The organism is Lutibacter sp., assembly GCF_033723435.1.
GTDB lineage: Bacteria > Bacteroidota > Bacteroidia > Flavobacteriales > Flavobacteriaceae > Lutibacter.
Map to the genome: position 1 here is coordinate 173,340 of NZ_JAWVXC010000002.1, position 15,145 is coordinate 188,484.

Annotated in this window: 15 protein-coding genes; all 15 read right to left on the reverse strand. The window is 29.0% G+C overall.

Going from position 1 to position 15,145, the window contains the following annotated elements; genetic code table 11:
- Nucleotides 1-50 precede the first annotated feature (50 nt).
- Nucleotides 51-1,208, reverse strand: a complete 1,158-nt coding sequence (gene alr / locus R3342_RS03680; protein ID WP_318938322.1) for an alanine racemase — start codon at nt 1,206-1,208, stop codon at nt 51-53.
- The gene (locus R3342_RS03685) at nt 1,198-2,337 is read right to left on the reverse strand and encodes an amidohydrolase (RefSeq protein ID WP_318938323.1); all 1,140 of its coding nucleotides are present in this window, start codon (nt 2,335-2,337) and stop codon (nt 1,198-1,200) included. The genes alr and R3342_RS03685 overlap by 11 nt, the downstream gene beginning before the upstream one ends.
- A 158-nt stretch (nt 2,338-2,495) precedes the next feature.
- A complete protein-coding gene (locus R3342_RS03690) occupies nt 2,496-2,759 on the reverse strand; it encodes a hypothetical protein (RefSeq protein ID WP_318938324.1) in 264 nt (87 codons plus the stop codon).
- A 28-nt stretch (nt 2,760-2,787) separates the two neighbouring features.
- The gene (locus R3342_RS03695; RefSeq protein WP_318938325.1) at nt 2,788-3,390 is read right to left on the reverse strand and encodes a hypothetical protein; all 603 of its coding nucleotides are present in this window, start codon (nt 3,388-3,390) and stop codon (nt 2,788-2,790) included.
- 262 nt (nt 3,391-3,652) lie between these two features.
- On the reverse strand, nt 3,653-4,312 hold the full coding sequence (locus R3342_RS03700; protein ID WP_318938326.1) for a hypothetical protein: 660 nt from the start codon (nt 4,310-4,312) through the stop codon (nt 3,653-3,655).
- A 662-nt stretch (nt 4,313-4,974) separates the two neighbouring features.
- A complete protein-coding gene (locus R3342_RS03705) occupies nt 4,975-5,271 on the reverse strand; it encodes an STAS-like domain-containing protein (protein ID WP_318938327.1) in 297 nt (98 codons plus the stop codon).
- Nucleotides 5,271-6,209 carry a hypothetical protein gene (locus R3342_RS03710; RefSeq protein WP_318938328.1) on the reverse strand — a complete coding sequence of 313 codons (939 nt, stop codon included), beginning with the start codon at nt 6,207-6,209 and terminating at the stop codon, nt 5,271-5,273. Before R3342_RS03710 ends, R3342_RS03705 begins: the two co-directional genes overlap by 1 nt.
- On the reverse strand, nt 6,209-6,670 hold the full coding sequence (locus R3342_RS03715) for a hypothetical protein (protein WP_318938329.1): 462 nt from the start codon (nt 6,668-6,670) through the stop codon (nt 6,209-6,211). Before R3342_RS03715 ends, R3342_RS03710 begins: the two co-directional genes overlap by 1 nt.
- 338 nt (nt 6,671-7,008) lie before the next feature.
- Complete coding sequence (locus R3342_RS03720) at nt 7,009-8,457, reverse strand: DUF4932 domain-containing protein (protein ID WP_318938330.1); 1,449 nt, start codon at nt 8,455-8,457, stop codon at nt 7,009-7,011.
- Nucleotides 8,458-8,674: 217 nt separating this feature from the next.
- A complete protein-coding gene (locus R3342_RS03725) occupies nt 8,675-10,117 on the reverse strand; it encodes a toll/interleukin-1 receptor domain-containing protein (RefSeq protein ID WP_318938331.1) in 1,443 nt (480 codons plus the stop codon).
- 781 nt (nt 10,118-10,898) lie between these two features.
- Nucleotides 10,899-11,351 (reverse strand): hypothetical protein, encoded by a 453-nt coding sequence (locus tag R3342_RS03730; RefSeq protein WP_318938332.1) that lies wholly within the window; start codon nt 11,349-11,351, stop codon nt 10,899-10,901.
- A gap of 100 nt (nt 11,352-11,451) precedes the next feature.
- Nucleotides 11,452-12,108 (reverse strand): hypothetical protein, encoded by a 657-nt coding sequence (locus tag R3342_RS03735; protein WP_318938333.1) that lies wholly within the window; start codon nt 12,106-12,108, stop codon nt 11,452-11,454.
- Entirely contained in the window at nt 12,092-12,583 is a 492-nt protein-coding gene (locus tag R3342_RS03740; protein ID WP_318938334.1) for a sigma-70 family RNA polymerase sigma factor, read from the reverse strand. The genes R3342_RS03735 and R3342_RS03740 overlap by 17 nt, the downstream gene beginning before the upstream one ends.
- 382 nt (nt 12,584-12,965) lie before the next feature.
- Complete coding sequence (locus R3342_RS03745) at nt 12,966-14,129, reverse strand: alpha/beta hydrolase-fold protein (protein ID WP_318938335.1); 1,164 nt, start codon at nt 14,127-14,129, stop codon at nt 12,966-12,968.
- Between the two features lie 5 nt (nt 14,130-14,134).
- Entirely contained in the window at nt 14,135-15,130 is a 996-nt protein-coding gene (locus tag R3342_RS03750) for an MBL fold metallo-hydrolase (RefSeq protein ID WP_318938336.1), read from the reverse strand.
- Nucleotides 15,131-15,145 lie beyond the last annotated feature (15 nt).

Below are 15,145 nucleotides of genomic sequence, written 5' to 3' on the forward strand. Positions count from 1 at the left end.
TCAAATGTTCAAAGTAATTTTTTATGTATAATGTTTATTCAAAATGTTAGTTATCTTTTTTCAATAACAGCTCGTTTTATTGATCGTGATAAATGTGTTAATACTTCATAATTAAGCTCATCACTTATATTGCTAAAGGCGCTTACTTTAATTTCTAAACCATTTTGTTTTCCAATAATTACTACTTCGTCTCCAACTTTTGCATTTGGCACATTTGAAATGTCCACAATAATCATATTCATATTTACAACTCCAATTACCTGGCAACTTTGGCCATGTATAAGTATTCTACCTTTATTACTTAATGCTCTACTATACCCTGATGCGTATCCGACTGGGACAAGTGCAGTTTTAATATCAGTTTGTGCTTGATAAGAAATGCCATAGCTGATAAATTCACCACATTTAACATCTTTGACAGACATAATTTGACTTTCCCAACTCAGAATTCGCTCTAATGGATCTGTTTTATTGGTTTTGTTGTTGATATACTGAATAAAAACTTCTGTACTAGACCAAAAACCGTAAAGCATAATTCCTATTCGCACCATATCCATCCGTGCTTTTGGATAAATAAATGAGGCTGCTGAATTTGCCGCGTGTTTACATTTAGGTTTAATATCATTTGCTTCCAGAAAGTTCAACATTTTATGATATTTCTTTAATTGTTTTAATATTCTTGGATGATTTGAGATGCTTTCTGCTCCTGCAAGGTGCGTACAAAATCCAACTACGTTTATATAGGCTTCATTTTCTTTAATAATAGCTATAGCCTTATTTAATTCCTCCATATTTAAACCAGAACGATTCATTCCTGTTTCTGCTTCAAGATGAATATTTGCTTTACTATTTAGCTTTTTAGCACAAGTAATCGCTATTTGTAAACGTTCGATATTAAAAATAAAAAATTCAATTCCTTTTTCAATTACATCGGCCATATTTTCATCGAAAATCCAACCCATAATCATTATTGTTTGGGGATTGGAAAGCGAATTATAAACCCTGATGGCTTCGCTATAGCTAAAAACCGAATAATGATTTATTCCCTGTTTTTCAAAAAGAGGAACAATTTGTTCTATACCATGTCCATAAGCATTGGCTTTAACCACCGCTGATAAGATGACCTTATTGCCCATTTTCTTTTTTAAAAAAGCCACGTTGTTTTGTAATGCGTTTTCGTCGAGAGTTATTACTGAACTATCTGTCATTGTTTAAATTTATTTTTTGGTAAATGTTGTAAAATGTTTTTATCCCCGTTTCAATTATTTCATCTGGGAAATTAAAATCTGGGTTATGGAGTGGAGGTTGTGTTATTCCTGAACCTAAACCAAATAAACAAGAGTTATATTTTTGTGCGTAATATCCAAAATCTTCTGACCATTTAAAAGGTTTGTTTATGTTTTCAATTACTAAATTGTTTTCTTTTGCCGCTTGTTTAACATAGCTTACACATGCATCATTGTTTACGCTTGCAGGAAATTCTTCAGAATAAGAAATTTTGCATTCTAAATTTTCAGCTTTCGAAATTTCATTGATTATTTTCTCGGCTTGTAAAGTTAGTACTTCCATATCTTCATTTTCAAAAGAACGTAAGGTAACTCTTATTTCAGCATAACCTGGTGTTGTTCCAAAAGATATTTCCCCTAGTTGAATATGAATGATGGTTAGTAATGCCAAATCTTTAAACAGACTTTTATTTTCTTTTAATTGATGAAGTTGATTAATAATTTTAGAAATAGCACTTGCCGGACTGATACCGTTTTCAGGTTCGGCGGCATGTGCTGTTTTACCAAAAAGCTGAATGGTCATTCCTTTAGAAGCTGCTGAAAAACTGCCACCTTTTAACACAATACTGTGTTTTTTAATACCCGGAATATTATGAAGTGCAAAAATACCATCAGGTTCAATTTCTTTAAATCGGGGATCTTCCATTACATCTTTTGCACCTTGTTCTACTTCTTCAGCAGGTTGATAAAGCAAAACCACTTTTCCATATTTGGGTGGATTTTTTGCTATTTTTTGAGCTAAACCAGCCAAAATAGCCATATGTCCATCGTGTCCGCATACGTGCGCTACATTTTTATGGATGGAAGCGTAGGGGAGTGCCGATTTCTCCGCAATTGGTAACGCATCTAATTCGGAGCGGAACATAGTTGTTTTACCGGGGTTTTGACCGTTAAAAACAAATGCAAGTCCTGTTTTACTTAGAGGAATTACTTTGGATGGCGCAAGGGGATTGATAAAATCTGCAATTCGTTTTGAAGTTTTGAATTCGTTATTTGAAACTTCAGGGTTTTGATGAAGTTTATGTCTTAATTCAATAATTTCGGTTATCATTTAGATATATTTTTTAGTAAAGATATATACTAAAAAATAAACGAATTTTTAAACGCTGTGTGTACGTTAACTTTTATTTAACCTTTAGTAGTATTTATTACTAACTTTTATAAAGTTAGTTGTTACAATTTTTTACACCTAATGCCAGCTATAGTATTTTAGTCATTTAAATCTGAATCCGTTAAAATATTTTGTTCTAAATCTGTCCATTTTCCATTGTTAAAAATAATTACACCGAATTTTTGATGGTAAAATTCATTTCCTAAATCGAAATTTTGAGCTTCACCAGCAATATAATCGGGCATACAAATATCCTGTCCATTTATATTTACGCTTGTGTATCCAGAATCGCAAGTTGGTCCACAACTCATATACATTAAGCTTGTAGCTATTATAATCATTAAAATTTTAGTGTTTTTCATAAGGCAATTATTAATTATTGTTAAGTGTTTAATTACATTGTGTGTTGTAGTATTCTACAATTTCCTCAATATCTCTTTTTTTGTAAGTTTTATTTTGAATTTTATTTACCAGAGATTTACAGTCTTTAAAATATTCTGAGGCAGCTTTTTTAAAGTTTTTTTCGAATAATGTTCCTCTGCTTGTTAATTTGGTAACTGTATCACTATCATCTCTAGAAACATAATAACTATCCATGGTAAAACTCATTACCATTCCGCCCATTCCACCAAATGATCCAGCCATAGGAGCGCTAGTAGTGGTAGTTGTTATTCTGTATAAATCAATTTTCCCCGCCGTTATTAATATCATAAGTTTTCGTTTTGTAGAACGTTGATTTCCTTGAATATATTTATATGCATAGGTGTTTTTAGAATCGTGTTCATTTAAATCGAACTTTATTAATTGATTGGGTAAATAAATTTTCTTTTTACTTTTTTTATTATATCTAAATTTAATTTTTCCAAACGCTGTTATTTTGGCTAAGCCTTTAATTGTATCGCCATTTGTTAAATAAAGTGTTGCTGTTTTGTTTTGTGAATTAGAATTAAGTGAGAATAATATAATTCCAATAATTAGCATAGTTTTTTTCATAGTTTTCTTTTTCAATAGATACTAACTGTTTAGTATATATAAAGTTGAGATTTGGTACTTGCAATTTTTTGTTTGGTAAAATTAAAAAAAAATAATTTTAGAAACATTCTATATAATATGATATAGCAGTTATTGTTGTGTACTGCTTTTTTTAGCTATAGTTTGTGCTAAAATGGGTTTGCAGTGGGCTGTAAGCTCTTTGGCAAACTGTTAACAAAGCTTAGTTTGTGCGAGTTTGCCAATGTGCTTACTTTTTGGAAGATTAACTTCGTATAAATTTACCTAAGGATTCTAATAATTGAGGATTATCTTCTAATGCAATTTTACCTACGGTATAAAATTCGCTCATCCAGTCGTCTAATTCTCCAAACGCTTTGTCTTTTGTTTTTGTAGCGTTTTGCGACTCTCCTTTTTCTCTTAAATATTCGGCTCTGTTTATTTCTAATTCTGCTATTAGCGCAATTGTACTTTCTAATTCTGTAGGAGTTACCTTTAATTTTGCTAGTTTGGTTTCTATTTCGGTATCGCCAAAAGCTACTGCGTAAAATTTCTTAACTGCTTCTAACCACTTGATATAAGATTTAGGTAAACTTCCAGAAATTGACAGTTTACTTAAGGTAACCGGCTCTTTTCGGAAAATTACTTTTGCTTTTTTACGGTGAAGCGTGTAGGTATTAGCTAAATTTTCTTTTGTTGTTATAAAATTGTTATACGCTTCTGAAGTTTCATCGTCTTCTTTTTTATTGAAATCGTAAGTTTGACGCGCTTTTGTTAATAGGGTTTTACCTTCGGTTAGCAAGGTTTCATCGTACCCAAACTCAGCCATAATAGTGGCTATTTCGGGTTGACTTGCTACATTTTCAAAGGATACTCGGTACTGTTCTAAGGCTTCTGCCTCGGATAACGTTTTGTTTGTTGCCATTTTTTTGCAATTTTTAATGTTACTTTTTGTTTTTTGCGTTTGTTTTATTACTACTCGCCAGTATTTTATAATTCTTTTTCTATTTATTTTGACTGCTCATGCGTTCCTTAAGGCTTCCCATGCATTCCTTAAGACCGCTCATGTGTTCCTTAAGGCTTCTCATGCGTTCCTTAAGACTACTTTTCCATTCCTTAAGACTTCCCATGCGTTCCTTAAGACTGCTTTTCTATTCCTTAAGGCTTCCCATGCGTTCCTTAAGAATGTTTTTGTATTTCTTAAGGTTGTTGTTGGTTAAAATACTAAGTAGTGCCTAACTTTTATTAGGTATTTACCAGATTTTATTAAATTTAGTATTGAAAATGTGCAATTTTTTTCTGAGTACGAATGTAGGGTTTATTTTTTTGTTTTAAAGGCTACGAGTAATTTATTTGTATTGTTTTTTTCTTAAAACTTTTAGAACAAAAACCATGGTTAAAATAAGTATAATAGGAGAAAAGAAATTATTAAATGAGTTTGCATAAAAATTGGAATAATTAAATAAGTATAAGGCTCGGATAATTCCTATTATTCCTAGAATAATTAATAAATAGGGTAAATCTAAATATTTTTTAAGCTCTTTTATTTTCATAGTTTTTAATTCCCCCTGTTTTTTATATACATTGTTAGTCATTGTTATGCTCATTAACAGCATTTTGAATTCCTATTTTTATTATTGTTTTCAGGTCGTCAGATGCATTTAAAATTTCAATTCTTTCAAAGAATTTTTCAGAACCAAGTTTTAGGTAAAGATTTCCAAAAATCTGTTTAGCACAAAATGTAGCCATTGATTTAATTTTATTTAAATCGATTTGAATTTGAGTATTATTACTTAATGAATTATTAATCAACTCTAATATTTCATTTCCAGACTCTTTTCTACTTATTATCGGCCCGTATTTATTTAGATTAATATTTTCCATTATTTCCAATTTATTTTAATATTATTAAACTTTGTACTATCATGATTTTCTATATCACTCAATGTTATTGGTTTGTTTAAAGGTAAGGATAAATAAATTATTGTCCCTTTCCAATAGCCACAATTATCTACAATTTCTTTGCCAAATTCGTTCTTAAAGTATGCACCTTCTGAATAAATATGAAATCTACCATGTGTTTTTGTAGTTATTTGATTTAATATCCATAAACCATATCCCATATGATTAGTCATTTTTTTTGAAGTTATATTTTTTTCAACTGCTTTTCTTAGGATTACTGGTTTATCATAAGATTTATTAAAAAAAACAGAATTTAATGTAGAAATTATACCATTACCAGTATCTGCACACGCTATTTCAATATTGTTTTTATTACCTTCAGCAACAAGGATTGAGTTTGAATCATCTATTGCATGCTCCCAAAAATTCAATAAAATTTCAGAGAGGCATAAAAAAATCATTGCGACAACTTTTTCATTGCTTTTATAATAATTTTCAATTTTTGGAAGAAACTCTGTTTTTAAAAATTTATCTGAATAATCTCTTGATCTTAATAAAGCTTGGGGAGCAATTATAAAACGATCATCAACTTTTACTTTTAATTTTTTATAACCTTTCTCTGTTTGATCCTTATTTTCAATGAAAAGGTGAATTAAATCAGTAAAGCCATATCTTTCCCATTGAGCTTGTACATAATCATTTACTATCATTTCAGGATTTTTGAAGCAATAATGTTTATAAGTATATTCTACAAATTTGTAATTCAACAATATCCCCAATAAGGACGTTTTTTTTACCTTACCTAAATCAATTTTTATATTAGGAATAAGTTTTTGTTCAAGGTTAAAAGCAGTCTCTAAAGAATTAAGTAATAGATGAACATTAGTTGGCTTTAAAATTTTTGGAAATATATACCTCATTATTTATTAAAATTTGAAGATAATTTTTTAAAATATTTTTCTTCAATTAAATAATCTTTTTTTCTAAAATCAGATAAAACGGTTTTGTAATAGTCGCTTATTTCATAAATTAGTTTTGTCTCTTTATTATTAAAATATAATTTATTGCAACTTAAATATTTTTCAACGTTCTGTATTGATTCTAAAAATAAGTTATTATTAGATTTACCGTCATAAAAAGATAGCTTGTCTAATTGTTTGTATATATTTTCGTATAATTTAATTCTTTTTTCTTCTTTGATTTTGAATGAGATTATTTTTTTATCTTTTAATTTTAACCTATGCTGTGAAATAATGTTTATTATTGTTGTAATCAAATTAATAAAAATAAAAATAAGTAATGCTATTGATAATTTATTATTTAAAGCTACATCCTTTGAGAAGTTTTCTATTAAATTATTTAAGATTCCAAAGTCATTCATATTTCATAGTTTTTTTGTGACCAACCTTCATAACCTAAAAAATAGTTGCTTCGCACTATAAATTTTAAGATAAACTTAGTTTTAAGTTGTTATGGTTGGTTAGCAAATTTTAATAAGCAACTAAATTAATAAAAAAACAACGGTTTTAACTAAAATTAGAGCCGTTATTTATATGTTTTATTAAATGTGCACTTTTTTAATTTCTATAAATTTTTAAACGAACCTAGTTTTTTATTACAAACACCAACTGAATTATGGTTAAGGTTTGAAGAATTCCAATTTGGATATGGTAAGCATTAGCTTAGCTCTAAAATGGAAGGTGGTTAGTATTATTTTAGTTATTTTTTCCACGAGCTTATTTTAAAGTTATAAATAGTGTCCTTATCAATTTTCAATTCAATATTTTGTCCATTTTTAAATTTCTCTAAATTACCTTCGCTATCCCAACTTCCTTTAGTGAATTTAAACTTTGTGTTTTTATATAAGTTAAGTTTAATTGAACGTTCAAAATTGGATGATTTGTTCATTTTTATTTTACTTGGATTCCAATTTCCTAAAACAGATTGATTACCTACAATAAAAACTTCATCTTTTTTATTAGGAACTTTTAGGTTTATGGTAGTAGGATAAGTTTTTGTAGAAAGCCCTAAAAGTTCTCTTACCTGCTTTGGACTTACCTTATTTAAAGACGATAATAATTCTGGAAGAAAATTTTGATAGGTTGGATATTTATCTCGATTTTTTTCATATTCTACTATTTTCTTTTCTAAAATTGGAATTAAAACAAAGTGAAATTCGTTGATATGCATTTTTCTTAATTCTTCGGCTCGTTTTTTTTCTCCATTGCATTCGGCAATTCTAATTTCTCCTAATCTCACTAAATGCTCATCTAAACAAATATTCCAACTACCGTAGCCTTGACCTTGCATTTTTTCTGAAAGTCCTGAATTGAAAAGTTTTTCAGTAGCCTTTATTTGTTTTTTTACGGTTTTTAACGTGTGATTAACAAAGGAATGCCCAAACTCGTGTGTAATAATAAAACGAACATCTTTTGGGTAATTAAAACCATATTCATTAGGTTGCTTTTTTATGTTAATAGGTAAAAAAGCGCTTGTAATCATTGTTGCAACTGTTCCATTTTTTGTATCAATTCGTTGTCCGTTTCCGTGAAAAAAATCGGTATCTCCCTCATTTAATCCAACAGTGTTAAAAGGATCGGGATAAACTATAAATTTTTCGAATGTTTCGCCATAATAGTCTTGCATTTTTTTTACGTAATTTTTTGGAACGTTTTTTTTGAATTCGTTTATGCCTCCATTTATAAATTTTTCGTTTTCTTTAAAAAAAGAAGCGAGGTTATTTTTTATATAAAATTCTCGCAAATCTTTTACGTATTGTTTTACTGCTGTAATTTTTTCTTTGTCAATATTTAAGCTATCTAATGAATATTTAAACCCTTTACTTGGAAATTTTTTACTTCTTACTAATGCTTGGTAGGTTAAATCTTGTTGGTAGCCTACAATTGATAAATAGTGTAATGTACTTTGAATAATTTTTGAATTATCCTTATTCTTGAATTTATTAAAAGCTTTAGCCACCATTGGAATATAATTGTAATTGGCTTTTCCATCTATATAAAATAGTCTTCCTTGGTTGTTTGCAACCAATCGTTCTACAATAGAATATGTAGAAATATTTGGGTTAAATTTAATGGATAGTTTTTGGCTTTTTTTAGTTGTACAAGAAAAAGTTAGACTAACTAAAAGAATGTAAATTAAACGTTTCATTGTTTTTTAATTATGTAGTATAGTGGTTTGTGTATGTGTAGTGCGTAATTAAAAGTTTTGTACTTTTAATTACGCACGGAGCCAATTCGTTTATTCATATTTTCTTTTTTCCCGTCAATCGTCGAAGATAAATTGTCGGAGTTACAACAATGAGCCTCAGTTACAAAAACTTCTGAAACCCGTATTACTTATAGCCATTGTTAGCATTAGTGTTTTATTATCTATAAATCGATATTTTTTCAGGGTCAATTAGTTGATAAACAAATGGAACTCTGTTGAAACCACCATTGCCATATCTAATACTATCACCTGAATTTTCTTTATTTTTTTCGAGCTTTTCTTTTAATTCGGTTTCGTTTTGAACATCAAAAAGGACTTTTACTTTCTCAAAGTGTTTTTTCGAAGACAGTTTATCAAAGAAATTAAATCCAACGTTTCGTTCACCATACAGATAGGTAGCTGGAAACCAACGGTCATAATAATCTACGGTTTCTAAATAACTAACACAATAGCATAAGGTGTCTGAAAATATCAAAGTTTGTTTACTTATTTGGTCAGATAAATTCGTTATTACATAGTGTCCAAAACCTGTAACTTTATTGAATGTTTGATTCATATAGTTTTCCAGATTTTGATGATAATCATATAAAAATGGAAAGCTACTTGGCTCTTGATTATTTTTGTAAGGGTCTTTGACGAAATATTTAGAGTGAAGTAATTCGGATACAAATAGGTAATCCTTATTTTTTATTCCAACTGCAATAGTGTAAATAAAGAGTTCTTGAAAAATAATTTTGAATGTATCAAATTCAGAAACTGACCAGCTATTTCTTTCATCTCGTGGTCTTAAATACAAAGGTTTGTTTTCAAAGAATTCGATTATTACATCACTTGCAAAATCAGTCTGATTCATTGTCAATAAACCAATGAATTTTATAAAGTCTTCTCTTAAAGGTTTATAACTCTTTAAAGTCTCTATTAAGGTTTCACCAAAAACTTTTAAGTCATTTGGCGAATTCACAAGATTAAATTCCCATAATTTGTCTTGGAAAGCATCCAAAAAATCGGAAGCATACTTTTGATTAAAATCGTTGTGTTTCTTAATCTGGTTTTCAATAGTTCGTATCTTACTATTAGTCTCAGATAAGTCAACGATATTTTCTGTTATGTATGTTGGTGGTTTAGTTCCAAGTTTTGGTTTTGGTATTGACGGTGTTTCTAAAATGTTCCTCAATAATTCTTCATAGCTATCTTCAAAATCCTCTTCTTGGGAAAAATCAATATATTTTCTACTCGACAAGTAAATTGGCAAATATGGTTTTCCATCTTCGTCTCTTTCAAGTACGATTGGTATAAACTTTTCTTGTTTTTCGTTTGAGTATAAATTTGGGCTTATAATTTGAGTTTCAGTTCCAACACCACCTTCTCGGTCATCAGCTTTTTCTTTGTACTTTTTATCACATACGATAAGTACTCGAAAAACATCTTTAGACTTTACCATTTCCTCCATAAAACTATGGATATCGTGTCCATCTTTCAAGCTCCATCTATCTAAAATTACATCTACAGTATCGGTCATTAATCTTTTTCCAAGATTAACAATCCAATCTTGGTGTTCTTTATTTCCCCAACTATATGATATAAATACTTTTTTGTTCATTCAAAGATTTAGGTTTTTTACATTAATGCTAACGGTTTAGTGCATGAGAAAGTTGCGAGTTTTTATGCAAAATTTTCATAGCTTATTTTTCAACTTTAAATGTATTACTTTTTTTCTTTTAATCATAAAATTAGCAATTTTTTATGCGCAATGTTAGCCACTTTAGGGCTGCCTAAACCTTTCTGACAACTCAAACCTTAATTGATGATCCTATTACCAACCGAGACAGAATGCACGCCTAAAACTATTTAAAAATACAATGTCATTTCTATGAAGAAAATCAATTGATAAATACCTATAAACCTTTCTTGCATTTAGGTTGGTACACTGGTTTATGAAACTACACCTTTTTTGGATTTTGAACGAGGCAGAACGCTAACGAATTCTTTCTCTTAAAAACTTAATTTTTCTTTAAACTTTTATGTTTCTATTAAACCTAAAATTTGTCTTGCGTTTAGTTCCCAAAAAAGGAGAAATCAATGCTCAACATTTACCTAATAAAAACAATTTTCCAATGATATATCTTGCTTTCTTTAAATGTTGAATTTTCCTCTAGCACTATTGTGGGTAACTTGTTATATCCTTTAAAAACATACGGTTTATTGGTTTTTCTTTCAGGATAAACTTAGTTTTAAGTTATTTTATTGGTTAGCAAATTTTTACAAGCACCTAAATTAATAAAAAAATAACGGTTCTAATTAAAATTAGAGCCGTTATTTATATGTTTTATTAAATGTGTTGTTGTACTTAGTATTTTATTAAGTTTACTTGGGTGTATTAATTAGAGTATTTTTCCAGCAATTTTAGCTTGAGTATCTTTGCTACTACCAATTATTGCTCCAATTACCATTCCTCCAATTAAACCTAGAGAAATACCTAACGAGCGTTCTAGATTAGTTAAAACAGTAACTCCAAAAAGCAAACCAAATATTAATCCTAAACCTCCATATAAACTTGTGTAATACCCTTTGGGAGTTAAGGAAAAAGTGTTTTTTAAATATTTTTTAAAATCACTTAGTGTTTTCTTAAAATATTTTATTCTGTTTTCAGGATTTGACGTTAAGTTTAAACTATCTAATTCCGTTTCTATAGATTGAATTTCATTGGTATTGAATTCTCTATTTTCTAATTTTTTAAGAATATCAATAAATTGATTATAAATTTTAATTTCCGACTTTTTAACTGTTTCTACTTTTAAACTTTCAAAAAAGTTGATTGTATTTTTTAGTGTCATAATTTTTACTGTTTTTTTGGTTAGTGGTTTAAATAAAAAAATATTACATCTAAAATTTATTTTTTTAACTATTTAAAATAAAACATGTTATTTACCGTAGTTAACTTCTTAAACTTTCTATATCCGTCATTAATTCTTCAAGTTTTTTAAAAACTCTTCCATAGATTAGGTTTACATCCCAGTTGTAAATTCGACCACCAAAAAATGCGAGTAAAACTAAAATTAATAATGCTATAACTATTCCTGCTAAAGGAATTCCGTATACCATATAAGCATCAGGAAAACTTATACGAATTTCATTTACAAGTTTTTCACCCAATAGAATGCCTTCAGCATCTTTAAACCAAAATCCTAAAATCATGGATATAAATATAATTGGGTACAATAATTTTGACATTTTTTTATTGATAGCTATCTGTTTGTTTTTCCATTGGGTAAAACCTTTTAAGTACTGATAACTACTTACCCCAAAATCTATTTTCTCTAAATCAGTTAATAATTTTTTATTAATAATAACAATTACCGATAGGGTAACAAAAAATATAACACCAGCAATTGGTATGCCTATAAAAAATGAGATAACTAAAAAAAGAAATGAGAATACTACAATTGCAATTAAATTAATTTTAAACATTCTTTTAAATTTATCAATAATATGAATTGATTTTTGGTTGTATAGATTGTTTATTTTTGGCGCAACTAATGCATCACTTTCTAAAAAGCCTTCTTTCCATAAATTTTCAATTGATTTTTCCATCTAATATTTTTTTTAATCTATTTTTAATTCTTTTAACTCGTACTCCAATATTATTAGGGTTTGTTCCTATAATTTCAGCAATTTCCTTTTGGTTTTTTTCTTCTAAATAAAGCATAATAATGGCTCTATCAATTTCTGAGAGTTTTCGAATTGCATCATATAGAAGGTTTAAAGATTCGTTTGAAAATGCATAATTGTCTTCGGTTTCTTCAGAAGTTATAGAATCGGACACAAAATGTTGAACGTTATTTTTCTTTTTTTTAAGTAGGGTTAAGCAAACATTTAATGAAATACGATACACCCATGTGCTCCATTGAGATTCTTCACGAAATTTGTCTTTACTCCGCCAAATTTGTAAACATACTTCTTGGTAATAATCTTCAAAATCTTCTTGCGAGTTGGTATAGGCTCGACATAATTTGATGATTATTCCTGCAAATGGTAAAATGGATGTTTTATAAAAATCGCTACTCAATAGTGTTCTTTTTATTGGTTAGTGGCTTAAATTTTGAATTATTACAGATAACTGGCAAAATTGTAAAAGAAACTGTTTTGTTTAAATTTAAGCATAAATTTTATACATTGTTAGAGCAAGTACTTTTATCTATTTTTTTTCACACTATTCCTCTTGAATAATTGTACCTAATAATATTCTTAAATAATAAAGATAATATCTATAATATGAAGCTAATGTTAACAGTACAAAGCATAATAGAATTATTGGTAAAACCATATTGCAAGTAAAGATGCATAATGTTAATGAGGAAATTAAAAGACTTAAAGATATGTTTCTTGTAAAAATATACAGGATAAAAAACGAGTTAATTTGTTCACCTAAGTATAATTTATTTTGAAATTTAATTTGTGTTTAAACTTTCTATCTTCATTAAAGCATTTTTATTATTTGGATTAAGTTTAAGGGATTTTTTATAATTATTAATAGCGTTTGCTTTATCTCCAAGTACTTCATAAGCCTCCGCTAAACTATCAAAGGCATTATAAGAATTGGGGAAGTTTTCTGTATTCAAAAGAAAAAAAGATAATGCCTTAGTTCTATCAGTTGCATTTCTACTTTGAAGCATTCTGTAACCAATCCGGTTCACGAGAGCTTCAGGCGGACTGAAATCCCAGTATAGTCGTTGGGAAAGGGTTTGGTAGTGTTGTTTAAGTTGTTCTGCAGTTTCTATGTTTCGATAGTTAATTCCATAGCCATTAAAAATAGTAGAGATACCATTATGAAAAGCAATGATTGGAACTGATCTATGGTCTTCATTTTCAAAGTATTCTAATTTTGCAGGTAATTCACCTTTGCATTTACTATTCAATGACTCATACAATCGTACATGGCGATCACGATTTCTGATGTTCCTTTTGCCCCAATTGGCAGTGGCTATGTAAATGAATCGTTCAAATGATTGTTCAGTCAGGGAATCTAACTTTTTGTCCATGGTTTCTGAATCCCATGTTCCAAAACTTGGGTCAACCGCAATAAAAGCATTGAAAAGTGTCTTTTCTTTCATATATGCATGAGTTGCCAACAAACCTCCTAAAGAATGTCCGAACAATATTTGGTAGGATGTTGTTCTATAATTTTTATCTAGTTCTTTAATGAGTTCTTCTTCTAAAAAGCGTAAAAATTTTTCACCACCACCTGTATTGTTTTCTCTAACGGTAATTATTTTATCTGGTGTAAAATCTCGTCTTCTATCAATATTCTGAATACCAACCACAATCATTTCAGGAATTCTAATATTATACCCAGAACTCATATAGTTTACCATACCAGTTATAGCCCTGAAATGTGTATTTCCATCGAGTACAATAAGTAATGGGTATTTTTTATGTGATGCCGCTTGGGTATTGTAAGATTCAGGAAGACTAATCCAAAATTCTCTATCTTCATTTAAAATATTGGAGTGAAGATGGTGTTTAGTTCCAATAACTATTTGCTCAGCATTTTGTGAACTTACTTGGTTAAGCCCTAAAATAAGAAGTATTACTGTAATAAAATGTTTATTCATGTTGTTTAGTTTTGTAAAGAATACATAAGATTTATATACCGTTCAATTTCTGTTGTATAGTTTTTATATAAAAGTTTATATTGAGGTTCTAATTCAGCCTTAATTTTTAAGAGGGTTTCCTCAGGCTTGCTGCCATTTTCAGAGTCTAGTTTTACCTGCTTCCAAACACTTGATAACAAATTGATATCTCGTACAATTGATCTCACTGTGGTTTCATTACCATGCCCGGTTAACACTTTGGTAGGGTTTAATTCAACGATGGAATTAAGTGTGTTGATTAAACTTGGAATATTTACATCGTCAGTGATTATCGGCATCCAATCTGAACTTAAAATGTCTCCCCCAAAAACAACTTTATGTTTTGGTAGCCACATTATTATATCTCCAGCAGAGTGATTCTCTTCGGTCAAAATAAATTCAACTTCTATCCCATCGAAATTACGTTTTAGATTATTGTTTATTATAGAAGAGGGAAATACAAGACGGGTAGTACCTATTTTACCTTTAGTAACTTTATTATAAAATGTAATATCATCGTTGCCATTTTTTTTCATTTCAGTTAATGCGTGTTTACTAGTAATAATTTCAGTTGTAGTATCAGCAAAGGCAGCATTACCAAGCCAATGATCTGCATGACTATGCGAATTTACCACCCAGCGAACTGGAAGACTGGTAACAGATGCTATGGTTCTCTTTATTTTATATCCAATAGACTCAGACGAGCCTGTATCAAAAAGTAAGACGCCACTTTTGGTAACGATAAAATGAACATTAGAATTCCATCCTTTATTTTCAGGAGTTGGCAACCCAAATGACGGGGAAACTATACTATATATATTTTCTGCAACACGAATGACATTAAATGTTTCAGAGCTTATCTCTTTTTTATAGAATTTTTCAGTTTTTGCGTTTTTGTTATTGAAAGAAAAACACAAAAAGCAAATAATTAAGATGCTTAAATGGTATTTAAAGAATAAAAATTTATTTAGCATTGATGTCATTTGTTTGATGTTTTA